General features: G+C 59.1%; 15 protein-coding genes. 14 read left to right on the forward strand and 1 reads right to left on the reverse strand.

Annotation, left to right across the window (positions count from 1 at the left end; all coding sequences use genetic code 11):
- The first annotated feature begins 344 nt into the window (after positions 1-344).
- The 13 genes from FIU85_RS14900 to FIU85_RS14960 all read left to right on the forward strand — a co-directional run bounded on the left by FIU85_RS14900 (position 345) and on the right by FIU85_RS14960 (position 16319).
- Positions 345-779, forward strand: a complete 435-nt coding sequence (locus tag FIU85_RS14900) for an ester cyclase (protein WP_152493668.1) — start codon at positions 345-347, stop codon at positions 777-779.
- Positions 780-1612: 833 nt separating this feature from the next.
- On the forward strand, positions 1613-2383 hold the full coding sequence (locus tag FIU85_RS14905; protein WP_152497460.1) for a DeoR/GlpR family DNA-binding transcription regulator: 771 nt from the start codon (positions 1613-1615) through the stop codon (positions 2381-2383).
- On the forward strand, positions 2380-3474 hold the full coding sequence (locus tag FIU85_RS14910; RefSeq protein WP_152493666.1) for an ABC transporter ATP-binding protein: 1095 nt from the start codon (positions 2380-2382) through the stop codon (positions 3472-3474). Before FIU85_RS14905 ends, FIU85_RS14910 begins: the two co-directional genes overlap by 4 nt.
- Before the next feature lie 13 nt (positions 3475-3487).
- Positions 3488-4750, forward strand: coding sequence for an ABC transporter substrate-binding protein (locus FIU85_RS14915; protein ID WP_152497461.1), 1263 nt, complete (start codon positions 3488-3490; stop codon positions 4748-4750).
- Positions 4751-4819: 69 nt separating this feature from the next.
- Positions 4820-5734 carry a carbohydrate ABC transporter permease gene (locus tag FIU85_RS14920; protein WP_152497462.1) on the forward strand — a complete coding sequence of 305 codons (915 nt, stop codon included), beginning with the start codon at positions 4820-4822 and terminating at the stop codon, positions 5732-5734.
- A complete protein-coding gene (locus FIU85_RS14925) occupies positions 5731-6537 on the forward strand; it encodes a carbohydrate ABC transporter permease (protein ID WP_152497463.1) in 807 nt (268 codons plus the stop codon). Before FIU85_RS14920 ends, FIU85_RS14925 begins: the two co-directional genes overlap by 4 nt.
- Positions 6538-6711: 174 nt before the next feature.
- On the forward strand, positions 6712-7830 hold the full coding sequence (locus FIU85_RS14930) for an extracellular solute-binding protein (RefSeq protein WP_152497464.1): 1119 nt from the start codon (positions 6712-6714) through the stop codon (positions 7828-7830).
- Positions 7831-7936: 106 nt separating this feature from the next.
- Positions 7937-11734 carry a choice-of-anchor I family protein gene (locus tag FIU85_RS14935; RefSeq protein WP_152497465.1) on the forward strand — a complete coding sequence of 1266 codons (3798 nt, stop codon included), beginning with the start codon at positions 7937-7939 and terminating at the stop codon, positions 11732-11734.
- Between the two features lie 135 nt (positions 11735-11869).
- Positions 11870-12973 carry an ABC transporter ATP-binding protein gene (locus FIU85_RS22620; protein ID WP_152497466.1) on the forward strand — a complete coding sequence of 368 codons (1104 nt, stop codon included), beginning with the start codon at positions 11870-11872 and terminating at the stop codon, positions 12971-12973.
- Positions 12970-14397, forward strand: coding sequence for an ABC transporter permease (locus FIU85_RS14945; protein ID WP_152497467.1), 1428 nt, complete (start codon positions 12970-12972; stop codon positions 14395-14397). Before FIU85_RS22620 ends, FIU85_RS14945 begins: the two co-directional genes overlap by 4 nt.
- On the forward strand, positions 14394-15281 hold the full coding sequence (locus tag FIU85_RS14950) for an ABC transporter permease (RefSeq protein ID WP_152497468.1): 888 nt from the start codon (positions 14394-14396) through the stop codon (positions 15279-15281). The genes FIU85_RS14945 and FIU85_RS14950 overlap by 4 nt, the downstream gene beginning before the upstream one ends.
- Positions 15282-15291: 10 nt before the next feature.
- Positions 15292-15978, forward strand: coding sequence for a hypothetical protein (locus tag FIU85_RS14955; RefSeq protein WP_152497469.1), 687 nt, complete (start codon positions 15292-15294; stop codon positions 15976-15978).
- Positions 15979-16031: 53 nt separating this feature from the next.
- Positions 16032-16319: a hypothetical protein gene (locus FIU85_RS14960; protein WP_152493657.1), complete on the forward strand. Its 288-nt coding sequence runs from the start codon at positions 16032-16034 to the stop codon at positions 16317-16319.
- Here FIU85_RS14960 and FIU85_RS14965 read toward each other — a convergent pair.
- Positions 16304-16864, reverse strand: a complete 561-nt coding sequence (locus tag FIU85_RS14965; protein WP_152497470.1) for a tetratricopeptide repeat protein — start codon at positions 16862-16864, stop codon at positions 16304-16306. The two genes, FIU85_RS14960 and FIU85_RS14965, sit on opposite strands and share 16 nt — an antisense overlap.
- 79 nt (positions 16865-16943) lie before the next feature.
- Between FIU85_RS14965 and FIU85_RS14970 the strand changes: the two genes are divergently transcribed.
- The gene (locus FIU85_RS14970; protein ID WP_152497471.1) at positions 16944-17864 is read left to right on the forward strand and encodes a PHP domain-containing protein; all 921 of its coding nucleotides are present in this window, start codon (positions 16944-16946) and stop codon (positions 17862-17864) included.
- Positions 17865-18324: the final 460 nt, after the last annotated feature.

Genomic DNA, 18324 nt, shown 5'->3' on the forward strand with positions numbered 1-18324 from the left:
GAGGGGGAAAGACGAATTCGTTTTGCCCGGGGACCGGAGAGGGAGCCTTTCTTTGCAACAAACGGAAATTGAATAGAGAAATCCAATTTCTGGCTACGGCCTCGACGATAATGGTCGCATCTGCTGCATTGCAGACCTGCGAGTAAAGCGCGGCTAACGGCAGGATTGAGCCCAATCAAACGATTGCTGCACCGGGAACGAACGGCGGCAATTTGAAATATAGCAGACGTCCAGCAACCTTGCATCATTCATATCTCTGACCCATTGTGGTTATCTGAATTTAGCATCTGATCATTGAACGCTATCGTCTTGCTGGTCGCATACAGACAGGATGAAGAAGATTGATGAGCGCCTGTCATGCAAAGAATGACAAGAACAAGGCTTTGGTCATGCGCTATGTCAAAGAGGTGCAGGAGCAACACTCGTTGGCGACGATTGGGGAAATCTTTGCAGAGGATTTTGTCGATCATTCTCGGGTAGCTGGTGGAGTATTTGACGGTGGATTGGTGCAACTTACCGAAGGGCTGGCTTCAATCTTGTGCGCGTTCCCCGACTTGGAGGTCGCAATCAACCATCTATTGGCGGAGGGCGACAAGGTAGTCGCACATAAGTCTTTCACGGCGACTCACCTCGGGCCATGGATGGGTGTCGCGGCGACGGGTAAACGAGTGGAGTGGGAACTTGTCAGCATCTACGGGATTCGAGACGACAAGATCTCGGAGTATTGGGGAGTTTTGGATGATCGACGCCTCAATGAATCCCTTGGATTGCCCCGATAGTTCTCTGCTTTTGGCCAACGACCGAAGTCTAACACCATCAGCACCGATGTCTGAACTTTTGCACATCCGAGAAATAGTCCCCAGGTCAGCAATCGGTCTCAAACCGGACCTCCGGAGTTTTGATCGAGTGGCAGCTCCGTCCCGCACATAAGACATCGAACGCTCTTGCAACGAAAGGCCGCCATCTAAAAAATTGCCATAGAAGGTTTTGCGATCAGCTATTGTTTGGGTCCGCTCACGGTGAACAAAAAAAGAGGCCTTGAACGACACCCGGGAGGGGTGGGTTCGATCGCTGAAACCACTGATTGCGCCGACCCGCGTGTTCTCTAATTCGCAGATTTTTTTCCCGGATTGAGCGGAATTTTCCAAGCGCGACAGTCAAACGAAATGAATAATCGATGACCACCAAACCTCCCCGAAGAAGGAAGGCGAATGTATTTTAATTAAATTAATTCAAATGCTTAGATGATTCGGATCAATAATCGTTTTGCACGGCTGTGGCATTTTCCGGTTTCGTGTGTGCCGAAGCGATTTCTGAAGTTTTTTTCCCTATCGGTTTGCAGCCGTTTTCAACTTAGCGTCGGATAGCGTCTGCAGTTTGGCGGATAATTGTCGGGTTGCTGCTTGGGTCCTTCCCGCCCCCTGTTTGCACGCGGGTAATTCGCACCCCGGTGCTAGTCTTTGTGTCGTCTTTTCAAACTGTTGAGATTTGGGTTGTTGTTGTTCTTGCCAAAGAGCTCGTTGCATTCCGAGGCAGGTCCGCGCTTGGCCACCATGTGTGTTCATAGCCTTGTCACAGACAACTGCTCATATGAGCAAGAGGGGGCGCGCGAATGGACAGACGATCTGCGATTCTTGAGATTGCACAACAACAAGGGCGGGTCATGGTTGATGCGCTCTCGCGCGAATTGGGCGTGTCCAGTCACACGGTGAGACGGGATCTCAATGCACTTTGCGAAGAAAGCAAATTGCGGCGTCTGCACGGTGGGGCGGAATTCGTGGATGGCAGCGCCAACGTACCCTATGCCTCTCGTTCTGTCCTGAACTTTGACGCCAAGCAACGCATTGCCGCAGCAGTTGCCGACCTCGTGCCAGACGGCGCTACGGTCTTCATATCGATCGGGACAACTCCGGCGCTCGTGGCGCAGGCCTTGGTCGAAAAAGATGCGCTGACCGTGGTGACCAACAATCTCAACGCAGCAATGGCGCTTTCGGAAAACTCGGCCAATCGGATCATCCTGCCGGGCGGCGAGATGCGCCTTCCGGACCGGGATTTTCTCGGGGTGGCGTCCATCGAGCTTTTCGCAAACTACCGGGCCGACTTCGGCATATTCGGAGTGGGAGGGATCGACACCGATGGCTGCCTTCTGGACTTTCATGAGCCTGAGGTCCGGGCGCGAGAGCAAATTCGCGAGAACAGCCGGGTGTCTATCCTTGTGGCCGACTGCAGCAAATTCGGACGCCGCGCGGCGGCTGTCGGTGGGCATCTGTCGGACATGGAAAGGATCGTGCTGGATCGCCGCCCAGACCCATCCTTCGACAACGTGCTCGACACTGTGAAAGACCGGATCCTGCTGGCGCAGGCCGCAGGAGCGGCGGAATGACCGGTTTCGTGTGTCTCGATGCCGTGACTCGCCAATGGGATGGTCGCGGTGGCGTCGAGAGCGTAACGCTGAATGTGCCAGAGGGTGACTTTGTGGCTGTGCTGGGCCCGTCGGGATGTGGCAAGTCTACGCTCTTGCGGCTGATCTCGGGGCTTGAACAGCCGCAGAGTGGGACCGTGAGCATTGCGGGGCGTGATGTCACGAACCTGCCGGCATCGCAGCGCGCGCTGTCGATGGTGTTCCAGTCCTACGCCCTATTTCCGCATCTGAGCGTCAGGGAAAACATCTCGTTCGGGATGAAGGTCCGCAAGGTTTCCAAGCCGGAGCGGGCCAAGAAATTCAGCCAAGCCGTCGAGATGCTTGGCCTCCAAGGCTTAGAGTCGCGAAAGCCCGCCGAACTGTCTGGCGGGCAACGCCAGCGCGTGGCACTGGCGCGTGCCGTCGTCTCGGGGCATCCGCTGTGTCTGATGGATGAACCGCTGTCGAATCTGGATGCAAAGCTGCGCCATTCGGTACGCCGGGAAATCAAGGTCTTGCAGCGCAAGCTGGGCCTCACGGTGATTTACGTCACCCATGACCAGACCGAGGCGATGTCGCTGTCCGATACGGTGGTTCTGATGCGGGATGGTCGGGTCGAGCAGGCCGACAGTCCCGCCACGCTCTACGCGCATCCGGCCAGCACCTTCGCCGCCGAGTTCATTGGTGATCCGCCGATGGCGATGATTCAAGGCGATGTGATGGGACGTACGGGCGCGACCATTGGCATTCGCCCCGAACACATAACGGCCCTTCGGCCCGAGGCGGGCGACCTGACAGCTCGCGTAAGCGATGTCGAATTTCTGGGCGCGCAGACGCATGTGGTAGTGGATCACCCGGCGGCGCGTGGCCTGATCGTATCCCTGCCAGGACATGCTGACTGGCGCCCGGGCGACGAGATCGGGCTGTGCATACCCGATGAACACAGGGTTCTCTTTGACGCCGACACTGGCCGGGCCAAAGAGAACCCGCAGCAGAATTACGGGGCGAACCATCGCCAAACGGCGCCCCGTGATAGCCGCAAGGCACCCCAACCCCAACCCGTATCAGACTGAAGAGGAAGGCCAAATGCTTCGCTACTCTACTGCTGCCGTCATGCTCACCGCGAGCACGGCCCTTGTCAATCCGGCCGCTGCCGAGACCGAATTGACCATGTACTATCCCATTGCCGTGGGTGGCCCGCTTACCGAGGTGGTGGACGGGATCGTCGCCGATTTCGAGGAGCAAAACCCCGATATCACCGTCAACGCGATCTATGCCGGCAACTACGACGACACCCGCATCAAAGCGCTGTCGGCGCTGAATTCCGGAGACCCGGCGCAACTGGCGGTCATGTTCTCGATCGACGCGTATGACCTGATCGAACAGGACCTGATCGTGCCCTTCGAGGACGTGGTCGAGACCGAAGAAGAAAAGCAGTGGCTGGACAGTTTCTATCCGGCGCTGATGGCAAACTCCAAGATCGAGGGCAAGACATGGGGCGTGCCGTTCCAGCGCTCGACCATCGTGGCTTATTACAACAAGGACATGTTCCGCGACGCCGGTCTTGACCCGGAAAACCCGCCCGAAACGTGGGACGAGCTGGTGTCGATGGGCAAAGAACTGACCACTGACGACCGCTATGGCCTGATGATTCCGTCGACGGGCTATCCCTATTGGATGTTCCAGGCGCTGGCGATCCAGAACGGCAAGGAAGTGATGTCGGACGACGGGCTGACCACCAATTTCGATGACGAGAAGGTGGTCGAAACGCTGGAATTCTGGAAATCGCTGTCGACCGAGCATGGCATCATGCCCGAGGGCACCGTCGAGTGGGGCACGTTGCGCCAGGCCTTCCTGGAAGGTCAGACCGCGATGATGTGGCATTCCACCGGCAACCTGACCGCCGTGAAGAACGACGCCAGCTTCGATTTCGGTGTCGCCATGCTGCCGGGCAACGAGAGGTTGGGTTCGCCCACTGGCGGCGGCAATTTCTATATCTTCAAGGATGCCACCGATGAAGAGCGTCAGGCCGCGCTTGAACTGATCAAGTTCATGACCGCACCGGAACAGGCCGCGGAATGGTCGATCCAGACCGGGTATATGGGTGTTTCGCCCGCCGCCTATGAGACCGAAAAGCTGAAAGCCTATACCGAGGAATTCCCTCCGGCCCTGGTCGCTCGCAACCAGCTTGAACATGCAGTGGCCGAATTCTCGACTTTCGAGACGGCGCGGGTGCGTGAGGGGCTGAACAACGCCATCCAGTCGGCGCTGACCGGCGCCAAGGAACCGGCAGAAGCGCTGTCGGAGGCGCAGGCGCAGGCGGAGAACCTGCTGTCGGCCTATAGGTAAAACCAACCGATCGGGGCGGCGTCGACGTATTTGGCGGCGCCTCGTTTCTTTGACCGGATGGAACACGGGATGCCGGGGGACGCGACGAAAGAGATCGGGCAAGAGGCGTTCATGCGTCGCCGTCGGGCCGTGCATGGCTGGCTTTTGCTGACGCCTGCGCTTGTCATGCTGTCGACCTTTGCCTTCTATCCTTCGCTGGCGACGCTCTGGACTTCCGTCTTTTCGCGCGGCACCCGCCGCAATCCGTCCGAGTTCGTCAGATTTGAGAATTACCAACGGCTGTTCGACGATCCGACCTTCTGGACTGTGGTTCAGAACAACATTTTTTATGCCGCCGTTACGATCCCCGTCTCGATCGTGATCGCGCTGGCCATGGCGCTGTGGGCCAACGCGAAGATCCCAGCGCGCAGTTTCGTGCGCACAGCCTATTTCACGCCCACGGTTCTGCCGATGATCGCCGCCGGAAACCTGTGGCTGTTCTTCTACACGCCGGGGTTTGGCGTGTTGGACCAGATCGGCGCTTTTTTCGGGGCGCCGTCGGTCAACTGGCTGGGGCAACCCGAAACGGCACTCTGGGCGGTTTGCATTGTGACGATCTGGAAAGAGGCCGGTTTCTTCATGATCTTCTATCTCGCCGCCTTACAGACCATTCCGCCGGACCTCAAGGAAGCTGCCGAGATTGAGGGGGCAAGCCGCTGGACCTATCTGCGGCGGATCGTGCTGCCGCTTTTGATGCCGACAACGCTGTTCATCCTCGTGAACGCGCTGATCAATTCGGTGAAGCTGATCGACCACATTTTCATTCTGACCAAGGGCGGTCCCTCGGACGCTTCAATGCTGATCCTTTATTATATCTGGGAAAACGCGTTTGCCTTCTTCGATGCCCCGGCGGCGGCGGCGATGACGGTCATGGTGCTTGCCGTCCTAGGGGGCGTCGCGGCGATCCAATTCTTCGTGATCGACCGCCGGACGCATTACAGATGAGCGTGTCGCGCCGGATAGAAACCGCGGGGGCGCTGGTGCTTGCGGTGTTGTGGATTTCGCCGCTGGCCTTTGCCGTCTGGGCGGCCTTTCACACCACGAGCGATGCGGTCAACTTCAACCTGACCGCGCCGCTGACGCTGGAGAACTTCCGTACCGCTTGGGAGGGCGCGCCCTGGCTGCGGTACTTCCTGAACACGTTTCTACTGGTGACGACCGTTCTTATCGGGCAGTTCATCTTGTGCACGCTGGCTGGGTTTGCCTTTGCCCAGGTCGAGTTTCGCGGCAAGGAAACGCTGTTCGTGCTGGTCCTGATGCAGCTGTTCATCCTGCCCGAAGTGTTGATCGTAGAGAATTACCTGGTGGCCGCCAACCTGGGCCTGCTGGACAGTATCCTGGGGATTGGGGCGCCTTACATGGCATCCGCCTTCGGGATTTTCCTGATGCGGCAAGCATTCAAGACAGTCCCGAAGGAACTTGATGAAATGGCCCGGGTCGAGGGGTGCAGTCTGCTTGGGGTGCTGTGGCATGTGTATATACCGGCTGCGCGCTCGACGTATATTGCCTATGCTCTGGTATCAGTTGCGACCCATTGGAATAATTTCCTATGGCCTCTGGTGGTGACTAACTCAGATACCACGCGCCCGCTGACGGTGGGGCTATCGATCTTCGGAGCACCGGAAAACGGCGTCGATATCTCGGTCATCTCGGCGGCGACGCTGATGGTGATACTGCCGCTTCTCGCGGTTTTCCTGATCTTTCAGAGGCAGTTCGTTCAGGCGTTCCTGCGGGCTGGCATCAAGTGATGGCCGCACGGTCGCGCAGTCCCTCTGAACGCAATAACAATGGTTAAGCGCACCTGAGCCAAGGGCGCTGTCACAAATCTTTTAAGGTAACGTCACGCAGTGGATTCGAAGCGCGATTAAATCCGCGGGGCGCTCTATTCCGAGCGTCAATCAAGAATCCAAGGGGGATATCCTATGAAAGTTTCGCGTCGTTCCGCGCTGCAAATGACTGCGGCGGCCGTTGCCGCACCTGCAATCCTCAAAGCGTCTGACGCGCTGGCCTCGTCCGGCACCGTCAAGGTTTTTGCTTGGCAGGACTATATTCAGCCCAATATCGCAGAGGCCTTTGAGGCCGAAACCGGGATCACGCTGGACCTGACAACGTACGGTTCGAACGACGAAGCGGAATCGACAGTGCGCGCGTCGGGCGGCAAGGGTTTCGACGTTGTCTTTCCGTCGATCACCAACGCGGCAGGCTATGTCGACGACAATGGTGACAGCTTCTTCATGGCGGTTCCCACGGACGTCAACACCGACAACGTGATCCCGTCTTTCATGCGTGACAGTGCTTCGCTGGGCGGCGTGCACAAGGGCGAGCAGATCCTCCTGCCGTTCGACTGGGGCACCGAAGGTGTGACATATAACTCTTCCGAGATGCCGATCGACGGGCAGGTGTCCTATGGCGACTTGTGGGTCGATGCCGCGAAGGGCAAAGCAGCGTTCCGCCAGAAATCGGTTATTATGGGAACGGGTCTTTATCTTGACGCCACGGGCGAAGTCCCGTCGAACCGGATGTTGGACGTCTACAAATCCGAAGACGACGCGCGCCGCGTTTGGGGCGAAATCACCAAGTGGATGTTGGAGCGGAAAGAAAACTTCGGCGCGTTCTGGAACAATGCAACCGAAGCGACCGCCGCGTTCAAGGATGCGGGCAGCATCATCGGCCAGACCTGGGACACGACTGGCCTGCTGCTGAACCGTGAGAACGGCGATTACCTGTACCGCGCGCCCAAAGAGGGCATCATAACCTGGCTCGACAGTTTCGGCATCCTGAAGGGCGCCGAGAACAAAGACCAGGCGGTGGCCTTCATGAACTTCATGCTGAAACCCGAAACCGGTGGCATGTTCGCCAACAATACCGGATACAACTCGGCCGTTCAGGGCGCTGCTGACTACGCCTCGGACGAGTTCAAGGCGCAGTTCAACGAGGTCTACACCGCCGACGTTCTGGGCAACATGTGGTGGTGGCAGGCGGACACGCCGTTCTTTGCGCCGGTGCGCAACGAGTTCGTGGAAATTATTACCAACGCGTAACGCCAAATAGGCGCAAAATTCAGGCGCCCCTCTCCGTTTTGCGGGGAGGGGCCATTCAGCAAAATCAGAATCTTACAATTTAGCCAATCCGAAAAAGGATAAGCCAATGAAACCGTTCACGTTTCCCGCAGAATTTTTGACCAAGGAAAAGCCCGCAGTCACGATCACCCCGAATGATGACCTGGGAGTAGAGCAAGCCACATCCTATGACAGCGGCGTCGGTGAAGGTGGGTCGGAAGTCGTTTCGCATTTTGACGGCAAGCTTTACATCACCAATGGCGAAGAGGATCGGATCGACGTCGTTGACGCCGAAACCGGCGTTCTGCTGCAGTCGATCGATCTGACCGTAATCCCGGGCTATGACGGCGTTAATTCGGTCAGTGTGTCGGAGCATGGTATTGCCGTCGCCATCGAAAGCGAGCCTGGCGAAGTTACCTCGCCGCCGATGCTGGAAGGCGAGGAGGGCTGGACCACGGAGCCGCTTTTCACTGTGGGCGGCGTTCTGGACAATGGCTACACCCCGCCGGGCATAATGGACGGCATCGGCGCGATGAAACTGGATGACCAGACCGTGCGGATCTACGTCAACCATGAGCTTGGTTCGGGCGACGGCTACGAATACGAAGTGAATGGCATCACCCTGACGGGCGCGCGTATCAGCTACTTCGACATCGACATCGCAACCCGTTCGATCGTGGACGGCGGCCAGGCCATTCAACAGATCGTTGATGCCAACGGCGACATCGCGACCGACACCTCTTTCACCTTCGAAAACAAACCGGGGTTTGAGCGCTTTTGCTCCAGCGTGCTGGTCGAGGCTGAGCAGTTCGGCGATGGGAAGGGTCTTGTCGATACGATTTATTTCACCGGCGAAGAAACGGGCGGTGATTTCTCGGGCGTCGGCGGTGCGGAATGGGCGCTCGATGTCGCCACGGGCACGATCTATGCGTTGCCCGGATTTGGCCGCGGCGCTTGGGAGAATGTCACCGAAGTTGATACCGGAACCGAGACCCACGTGGCTTTTGTTCTGGCAGACGACACGGCGCCCTTCGATGCGGATGGCGACGGGGTCGATGAAGCCGCTCCGCTTTTCATGTATGTAGGTGAAAAGAGCACTGATCCGGATGCCGATTTCCTGGCTCGGAACGGCCTGGACGGCGGCAAGCTATATGTCTGGGTGCCGTACAATCCCAACATTACCAGCCCCGAAGACCTGAACGGCGGGGCAAACAACATCCCTCAGACCGGCGCATGGGTCGAGGTGGACAACTCGCAGAACCTCGCCCTCGCTGACGAGAACGGCGCGAACGGCTATGACGAGTTCGGCTATCCGACGCAAAGCAACCTTTGGCAACAAGCCGAAGCACTGGGTGCATTCGAGTTTTCGCGCCCAGAGGATGTAGCCACCAACCCCAATGACGGCAGCGAACTGGTACTTGCATCGACCGGACGCGACGCCCCCGACTTCAACGGGGCGGACACCGTCGGCACGATCTACAGCGTGAAGACGGACTTCACCGATATCAATGCACCGACCGCGGCGCTGGAAATTCTTTATGACGGCGACGTCGACCCGAACCAAACCCTGCGTAGTCCGGACAACCTGGATTGGGCCGATGACGGCATGATCTATATCCAGGAAGACCGCGCGGCGAACGGTCTGTTTGGCGACGGCGCTGCCAACCCAGCGGACGCGGGCGTGGTGCGCCTCGATCCGTTGACCGGCGAGGTGACTCGGATTGCAGAGATCAACCAGGATAACGTCTCGCCCGGCGCCGTGGATGAAAACGTATTCTTCACTGGTCAGCAGGACATCGGTGACTGGGAAAGCTCGGGTATCCTGGATGTTTCGACCCTCTTCGGCGAAGCGCCGGGGACACTTTTCCTGGCTGATGTTCAGGCCCACGCGCTTGACGACCAAGATCGGTTCGACGTGCCCTTCCCGGCCTCGGAACTGACCGACGACAACCTGAAGGAAGGTGGTCAGCTTTTGTTCCTCGCCGCCCCCGGTGTCGAGATCGGCGTGCAGGATCCGGTTGACCCGATCGGGAACGCGAACGGCACAGTGGCGCTATTCGATCTCGATGGCAACTTGCAGCAGACCTTCGAGGCCGGAAACCTGCCGGACATGGTGACCTTCTCGAAGGACGGCACGAAAATCTTCGTGGCCAACGAGGGTGAGCCGACCGAGTTCGGCGATCCGGCCGGATCGATTTCGGTCATCGACGTGACGACGGGCGTGACTCAAACCTTTGGGTTCGAGGAATTCGATGACCAGGTCGACGCGCTGCGCGATGCCGGCGTGCGGATTTTCCCTGGCAGCCTGCCGTCGACGGAATTCGAACCCGAATACATCGCAGAGTCCGACGGCAAGCTGATCGTGACGCTTCAGGAAGCCAACGCCGTGGCGATCTTCGACCTGGACAGCATGAGCTTTGACGGGATCGTGCCCCTTGGGACAATCGACCATTCGGTCAGCCCACTCGATGCCTCGGACCGGGATGACGCGATCAGTATCCAGACCTACGACAACCTTGTCGGACTGCGGATGCCGGACGCGGTTGCGGCCACCGAAATCGACGGTGAGACCTATTTTCTGACGGCGAACGAAGGCGACGACCGCGGCGACGCCTTCGTCTATGACGATGGCGAGTACGACGGCAACGACCGTGGCGATGCCGCACGCGTGGGTGACATTCTGGACGGAATGGAGTCGGGCAATTTCGTGCAGTTCCGTGACGGCGACACTGTCATCGACATCACGCTTGACGAGGACCTGGTCACGTACCTGAACGGCCTTGAAGGAACTGGGCTAGACCGTTTGACGGTCTCGGTCATTGACGGGGACACCGATGGCGACGGCGATATCGACGTCCTGCACGCCTACGGCTCGCGGTCTTTCACGATCTTCGATCTGGCCGGCAACGTGGTCTTCGACTCGGGCGATGATTTCGAGCAGATCATCGCGGAAAACCGTGTACCCAATGCGTTCAACAACGATGATTTCCCCTCCGATGATCCCGACGTGATCGACGAGAACCGCTCGGACAACAAGGGCCCCGAGCCCGAGGCGATCGAGATCGGAGAGGTTGGCGGACGCACTTTGGCCTTCATCGGGCTGGAACGTGACAGCGGCATCATGATCTACGATATCTCCGACCCGGCGAATGCCGAGTTCGTGGATTACATCGAGAGCACTGAATTCGGCAATGTCAGCCCCGAGGTCATCGACTTCATCCCGGCGGAGGAGAGTGCGAGCGGTCTTGCGCAGATCGCGGTCTCTTACGAGGTATCTGGCACGACAGCGGTCTATGACCTTGAATTCGGCGCCGAGTTCAAAGGCACCCGCCGGGCCGACAACATCGACGGCACGATTGCGGATGACGAAATCGATGGCGCATCGGGCCGTGACACGATTGAGGGGAACGGCGGCGACGACGATATCGACGCAGGCGCAGGCCGCGACAACGTGAATGGCGGCGCCGGAAACGATACCGTCGATGGCGGGCGTGGCCGCGACGACATTTCCGGCGGCAGCGGTGATGACCTGATCCTTGGCGGTCGGGGTCGTGATGACCTGAGTGGTGACACAGGTAATGACACGGTCTTCGGTGGACGCGGCCACGATACGATTGACGGCGGCGAAGGCGACGACCTTCTTGGAGGCGGTTTTGGCCGCGATGTTTTCGTCTTCGACCTGGGTGATGGTACGGATGAGATTATTGATTTCGGTAACCGTGACATGATCGACATGACCTCTACCGGCCTTACCTTTGGTGACCTGACGCTGACGGAGCTGAATCCGCGCCAGTTCGTTGTGGAATACGGCGACATGGGTGACGAAATCGAGATCACACTGGCAGGCCGCAGCTTTGATCTGACCGAGGATCACTTCTCGTTCTGACCGTTTGAGAATCACGTGGCGGCGCGCGGCACCAGTGCGCCGCCGGCTTAGCGTCCTTCGTAGCTGGGAACGGAATTATGAAAATGTTGCGCCGCGTCGACTCTCTTTGCCGCGGCGTTTCATGGAGGACATCGTATGCGCGGTAAGGATGTATTGCTGGAAAAGGTGGAGATCACATATCCCAACGGTTTCACGGCAGTTCACGAAACCGACCTGACCGTCAGGGCAGGTGAGTTCTTCTCGATCCTGGGGCCGTCGGGCTGTGGCAAGACAACGATCCTGCGGGCCGTTTCGGGTTTCGTCGAGCCGTCGGGTGGCGCGGTGCGTATCGGTGGCCAGGATCAGCGCGGGCTTGCGCCCAACGCGCGGCCCACGGCGTTGATTTTTCAGAACCTGGCACTTTTCCCGATGATGCCTGTGTGGGAGAACGTGGCCTTCGGGCTGGAAGCGCGCGGCGTGTCGAAACGGGAACGGCAGGCGCGGGCGACAGAGTTGTTGAACCTTGTGGCACTCGGCGATCAGGCCGACAAGAAGCCTGGCGAGTTGTCCGGTGGTCAGAGACAGCGCGTGGCCATTGCGCGCGCCTTGGCGGTCGATCCGGCGGTATTGCTGCTGGACGAACCGTTGTCGGCCCTGGACCTTAAACTGCGCCAGCATATGCGCGCCGAGCTGCGGTCGATCCAGCAGAAAACCGGCGTCACCTTTATCTATATCACTCACGACCAAGGCGAGGCCCTGACCATGTCGGACCGCATTGCGGTGATGAATGCCGGCCGGATCGAGCAGGTCGGTACCGGCGACGAAATCTATGCCCGTCCGCGCACCGCCTTTGCGGCGTCTTTCGTAGGGGAAAGCAACCAGTTCCCCGGGCGTGTCAGCGCACAAGAAGGGCAGATGGCCTGGATCGAGACGGCGCATGGGCGTTTTTTGGGCCGCAACATCGCTGATCTGCAAGAGGGCGACGCAGCGATCCTGTTCGTGCGCCCCGAGGTGATGCGGGTGGCCGACGGGCGCAACCGGCTTAAAGCACGGCTGGAGCGTCGCGATCTGGAGGGCGCGTTTATCAATATTTTCCTGCGCAGCCAGACGGGCGCTGAACTGGCGATGTCGATGCCCAATACGGGTATGATCGGCTTCGACACCAGTGATGTCGATGTCGGGTTCAGCGCTGAACAGGCGTTGGTGCTGCCTGAGGGGCCCTTGGCGAAGACCGGGCGAGAAGAGTTGGCGGCGGAATGAGAGAGCTTCTGCGGGGTTATGGCAAAGGCTTGGTCGCGGTCTTCTTCGGAGCCGTGGCGATTTGGGCTTTGGTGCTGATCGTGCTGCCGCAGCTGGCGATGCTGGAGCGGGCCTTGACCAAGCCCAAGCGGCAACTGGACAGTTCGATCGCCGCGCAGCTTGAACGCGACGCCTTTACCTGTATCAACGTTTTGCAGCAACACCAGGCGCCTTCCGCGACGGCGGGGACGAATGGCGGTATGGCCGTGCCCTCTGCCTCGGGCATGGCGGTGCCGTCCGCTTCGGGAATGTCCGTGCCATCGGCGTCCGGCATGGCGGTTCCGTCCGCGTCCGACATGGATGCAAGCGCGAGCGGGGCGGCAACCCGGCCTTACATCCTGCAATGCGACCGCGCCACGACCCGCAAGAAGATGGTGCGCGATGCCGGGGACGAGGCCTGGCTGAACGAGCTTTATGACCTGCCTCTGCTGGAAGTGACGGACAGTCCGCCCATCGAAGACCAGATCGCGAGGGCTGAAGAGATCACGCGCGTCGCCGGTGCGCTGTATCAGGACCTTTTGGTGATGGAAGCCAACGCGTCGCGTTTTGGTTTTGGCAATTTTGCGGCCCTGACCCAGCCGGTGCTTATCCCGCTGGCGCCGGAGACCAAGGCCGAAGAGGATGCCGCGCTATCAAACGTTCTTCTAGGCGTATTGGGCCTACGGTTCGAGCGGGACGGGCGGGTTTACGAGCGGATCGGCATGGTGACGCTCACTCGCACGCTGATCTTTGCGATACTGGCCACGACACTGGCGCTGGTGGTGTGCTATCCGATTGCCTACAAAGTTGCTTTGGCGACCCCGCCGGAACGGGCAATGTGGCTGTTTCTTGGGCTGGTCATACCCTATGCCATCGTCGAGTTGATGCGTATCTATGCCTGGACCGCGATCATCGACAATGAAGGGTTGCTGAACCAGGCGCTGATGTGGGCGGGCGCGATTTCCGAGCCGATCCAGTTCAAACGGTCGGCGCTGACCGTCTTTGTGGTGATCGTGTATACCTATGTCCTGTTCATGGTCTTCCCGATCTTCAACGTGATGTCCACGCTCGACCGCAACCAGATCGAGGCGGCGCGCGACCTTGGCGCATCGACGGCGCGATTGCATTGGCGAGTGATAATGCCACACGCCAAGCCAGGTATCGCGGTGGGCTGTATCGCGACATTCATGCTGGCTGCCGGAGCGTTTTCTGTTCCACGCATCATTAGCCGGGGCCTGCAGGCAGAATGGTTCAGCCAGACCATCTATAATAAGTTCTTCGAGTCGGAGAATTCCAATGTCGGTGCGGCCTATTCCTTTGCCTACACGCTAGTCTGCTTTCTATTGGTGGCGCTGTTCATGTGGACGATGCGCACGCGCCTGAAAGACTTCGCGAGGGTGCAATGACCGAAGCGACCACCGGCATGATCGTTCGCCCCAATGCCGCAAAAGGCCACGCATGGATAACAGCGAACGCGGTATTGACCGTTTACACCTGGGCCTTCCTGGCCTTCATGTTCGCGCCGCTTCTGATGATGATCGTCTCGAGCGTCAACGACACCTCGCCGCCTTCGGTCACGGAGTGGGGCGGGCTGACGGGCAAGTGGTACGCTTTTTTCTGGATGCCTGAGGAGGAGATCCGCGCCGACCCGGTGCTGCGCGCGCTGGACCGGGACAGATTCATGGCGTGCTTTGGCAATTCGCTGATCATCTCGGCGGTCGTCGTGCCGCTGGCTTTGTTGCTGGGACTGGCAGGTGCAGTGTTGCTGACACGCTGGCGCAGCCGGATGAACGGAGTGCTCTGGTGGGTACTGCTGTCACCGATGCTGGCGCCTGGTGTTATTCTGGGGCTGTCGGCGCTGGTCTTTTGGGGCAGGCTTGGTGTTGGCGCGGGTCTTTTCACGATCATGATGGCACAAGTGACATTTATTGCCGCCTACCCGCTGCTGATCCTGATGGCGCGTCTGCAACGCCAGCCCGTTGAACTGGAGGAGGCGGCGCTGGATCTTGGCGCGTCGCCGTTCCATGTGTTCCGCCGGATCACACTGCCGTTTCTGTTGCCGGCGCTGGCCTCGGCAGCGGTGATCGCGTTCCTGAGCTCGATGGAAAATTACAACACGACGATGTTCGCCAAAGGCGGGGCCTGCAATTTCGCCACCGAAATTGGGGCGATGGGCCGCAACCCGAACGGCCACCCGCCGGTAATCAACGCGGTGGGTACGGTGATCATTTTTCTGACTGTCACGGCCGCGGTGACTCACGCTCTTCTGACCCGGCGCGAAAGTCGGTAAACTTCGGTCTATGAAAATCACCGCACGCTGTCACCCGGCGCTGGAGCCGTTGCTACCGCCGCCCGTTCCGGCGGGGCGGATGCTGCCCGACTGGCTGTCGAGGATGCCGTCCGAGATTGCGGCCGAAAGCCTGGGCAACGAGAGCATCCGGACGCTGAAACGTTGCCCGCCGTTCATCGACGCAATGCGGCTTGGCGTCTTGATTCTGAGCCCTGTCGACCTATTGGTGAAGGATGGGGAGTTGCATTGGGAGTGGGACCCACCGATCCTGGAGGATGCCCAGATCAGCCGCGCGCCGGTGGGCGTGCATGTTCCGGAACAGGCCGACGGCACGCCGCTTGCCACGGAAAGTCTGATTCTGAAATTCATCAACTACTGGACGCTTTCGACTGAGCCGGGCTGGTCGCTTCTGTTTCATCATCCGGCAGGGTATCCGAACCTGCCGTTCCAGACTTTGTCAGGCGTTGTGGATAGCGACCTTTACACCGATGGCTATGTTCACTTCCCAGCGCTGCTCGATCCCGGTTTCGACGGCATCATCCCGCGTGGCGCGCCAGTGGCGCAGGTGGTGCCAGTGCGCAAGGACAGCACGCTGGAGGTCATAACCATGACCGAGAGCGAAATTGCCGATAATCGCGCCATGCAGGACGGTCTGGCGCGCGAACCCGGTCTGTATCGCAAACGATATCGACGTTAGGGATTTACGGATCAAGGTGGAAGTGTAACACTTTCATGACAAATGAGTAGGTCATGAGAGCAGTTATCGTAATGTCGGCGCTTATCGCCGTCGCAAGCCCCGCCGCAGCGCAGACGCTGGAGGACCGGCGCGCGCAATGCATGGGATGGATGATGCAGGGCTATCCGTCAGGCATCGAGGAAACAGCCTGTACCGCGCAATTCTCGTTGCCGTCCCCGTTCCTGTTCAAATGCGCACGGGCGCAGAGGGTGGGTTATGACAGCGTCCGGCAGCGCGCGGCGTGCAAGCTCTTTTTCGAGGAGGCGTCGCTCGCCGCCGATGAAGGCTACATCCGGAACTGACACAGGTTAAGCGGGATCGCACCTTTGGCGGTGCGGGTCAGCGCCTTGAGCGCCTGTGGCCGCAAGGACTGATCCAGCAGTAACGCATGGCGATCGGCTCTTGTGCTGCGCCCGGTTTCGGCTGCAATGCGATATCGCGCCAATCGGGCCTCGGCGTCTTCCGCATTGCCAAATGCCGTTTCTGCCTTGTCCCACTGTCCAAGTCGCAGGCAGAGCCGCGCGAACATGCGGCGAGCGTCGCTATCGCCGGGATCCAGCTTGTGCGCCTTGTCGAACGCCCGGTGCGCAGCCCTGAGATCAAGCGCTTCAAGCTCGGCCCGGCCCAGTTCGAACCAGGCCTTGGCGTAATCTGACCGCCGCAGCACCGCGCGCCTAAGCCACTGGACACGCTGGCCACTCTTGCCCGACTCTTCCAGAACCTTGGCAAGGTTGTAAAAGACCTCGGCCGGGGCGGATTTCGCGTTGGCGGCGCGCCGCAAAAGCCGCTCGGCCGCCGCCCAGTCTTCTGCCTGCAAGAGCGCCGGAAGGCGCGAAAGATCAGCCATGTCGCACCCTTTCGGACCCGTCGTCACACCGGTTTCACATTCTTTCGCGACAAGTCTGTGACACTGCCTGGGGGACCTGATGAGCAGTATGGCTTTCGACCGACCGGGCCGCTTTTGGCGCGGCAATCTTCATACACATTCGAACCTGTCTGATGGGTGTCTGGAACCAGAGGAGGTCTGCCGCCGCTATCGTGACGAAGGATATGATTTTATCTCGCTCACCGATCACTTCATCGGGCAGTATGGCTATCCGATTGCGGACACGACACCGTTCAGAACGCGTGATTTCACTACGATCCTTGGGGCCGAGCTGCATTCGGGCGCAATGGAGAATGATGAGCTTTGGCATATTCTAGCCGTTGGCCTGCCCACAGATTTCGAGCCGCCGAACGCGCCGGGCTTTTTCCCGGTCGAGGACCAGGAAAGTGGTCCCGACCTAGCGCAGCGAGCACGCATGGCGGGGGCTTTCGTTGCGGTGGCGCATCCGGAATGGTCGGGCCTGACCACCGAAGATGCCCGCAGCCTGTCCGCGGCGCACGCGGTCGAGGTTTACAACCATGGTTGTGCCGTGGGCTGCGACCGGCCGCATGGCTTTTACACGCTTGACCAGTTGCTGACCGAGGGGCGGCAAATGACGCTTTGCGCCACGGACGACGCCCATTTCACGGAACCGGACCATTTTGGTGGCTGGGTTATGGTCAAGGCCGAAGAAAACGATCCTGATGCACTTCTGGCGGCATTGAAGGATGGCGCGTTCTATTCCAGTACCGGACCGGAAATTTGTGGCATCCACTGGGAGGAAGACGTGGTCACGGTTGAATGCAGCGCGGCGTCTTCAGTCATCGTTCAGGGGCAGGGCTCGGCTGCGGTGGCGCAGCATGGGGCATCAATGACTCGCGCCTCCGTTCCCTTGGGCCGGTTCGAAAATTCGGCCTGGATGCGGGTGACCGTGGTCGATTCCGCGGGCAGGCGTGCATGGAGCAACCCGGTCTATCGCTAGAACGCGCGTTGCTGTTTAATCGACGGACTGACCGTCCGAGGAACAATGGTCGGGCAGGATCAACTGCGATCAGTTCGGCGCAGACCCTATGCGGGAGGACAATTCATCAGACTTTGAGCATGCGGTAAGCCAGGATTGGATATCGGACGGTCGCGCGCCGCAGAAATTAGCTTTGATTTTGTGATCGAAGATGTGCTTTTGGGGATCGAAGACCCTTGGGCTTTTCTTGTCCGGAGGAATGATCCAGACGCAGCTGATACGACCATTCTCGTCAGTTTCAGCAATGAACGTGTTCACAGCCATAGCGACACTCCCATGTAACGATCTTGTAAAATTAATGAATTTGACCGCAATTTAGCAAGTCTTAAGGCGGGAAGGCGAAGTCGTTGGGAATTTTTCTTGAGAGGTACTAAGTTTGATCGGTGTCGGCTTTTCCTGATCGAGTTTGGAAAATATCGCG

This window comes from Roseovarius sp. THAF8 (assembly GCF_009363735.1).
Taxonomy (GTDB): Bacteria; Pseudomonadota; Alphaproteobacteria; order Rhodobacterales; family Rhodobacteraceae; genus Roseovarius.

Coding starts and splice junctions, on each gene's coding strand:
- FIU85_RS14955 (WP_152497469.1), top strand. CDS start 15,292: ATGAAAATCACCGCACGCTGTCACCCGGCGCTGGAGCCGTTGCTACCG.
- FIU85_RS14900 (WP_152493668.1), top strand. CDS start 345: ATGAGCGCCTGTCATGCAAAGAATGACAAGAACAAGGCTTTGGTCATG.
- FIU85_RS14945 (WP_152497467.1), top strand. CDS start 12,970: ATGAGAGAGCTTCTGCGGGGTTATGGCAAAGGCTTGGTCGCGGTCTTC.
- FIU85_RS14925 (WP_152497463.1), top strand. CDS start 5,731: ATGAGCGTGTCGCGCCGGATAGAAACCGCGGGGGCGCTGGTGCTTGCG.
- FIU85_RS14965 (WP_152497470.1), bottom strand. CDS start 16,864: ATGGCTGATCTTTCGCGCCTTCCGGCGCTCTTGCAGGCAGAAGACTGG.
- FIU85_RS14960 (WP_152493657.1), top strand. CDS start 16,032: ATGAGAGCAGTTATCGTAATGTCGGCGCTTATCGCCGTCGCAAGCCCC.
- FIU85_RS14910 (WP_152493666.1), top strand. CDS start 2,380: ATGACCGGTTTCGTGTGTCTCGATGCCGTGACTCGCCAATGGGATGGT.
- FIU85_RS14935 (WP_152497465.1), top strand. CDS start 7,937: ATGAAACCGTTCACGTTTCCCGCAGAATTTTTGACCAAGGAAAAGCCC.
- FIU85_RS14970 (WP_152497471.1), top strand. CDS start 16,944: ATGAGCAGTATGGCTTTCGACCGACCGGGCCGCTTTTGGCGCGGCAAT.
- FIU85_RS14920 (WP_152497462.1), top strand. CDS start 4,820: ATGCCGGGGGACGCGACGAAAGAGATCGGGCAAGAGGCGTTCATGCGT.
- FIU85_RS22620 (WP_152497466.1), top strand. CDS start 11,870: ATGCGCGGTAAGGATGTATTGCTGGAAAAGGTGGAGATCACATATCCC.
- FIU85_RS14915 (WP_152497461.1), top strand. CDS start 3,488: ATGCTTCGCTACTCTACTGCTGCCGTCATGCTCACCGCGAGCACGGCC.
- FIU85_RS14905 (WP_152497460.1), top strand. CDS start 1,613: ATGGACAGACGATCTGCGATTCTTGAGATTGCACAACAACAAGGGCGG.
- FIU85_RS14930 (WP_152497464.1), top strand. CDS start 6,712: ATGAAAGTTTCGCGTCGTTCCGCGCTGCAAATGACTGCGGCGGCCGTT.
- FIU85_RS14950 (WP_152497468.1), top strand. CDS start 14,394: ATGACCGAAGCGACCACCGGCATGATCGTTCGCCCCAATGCCGCAAAA.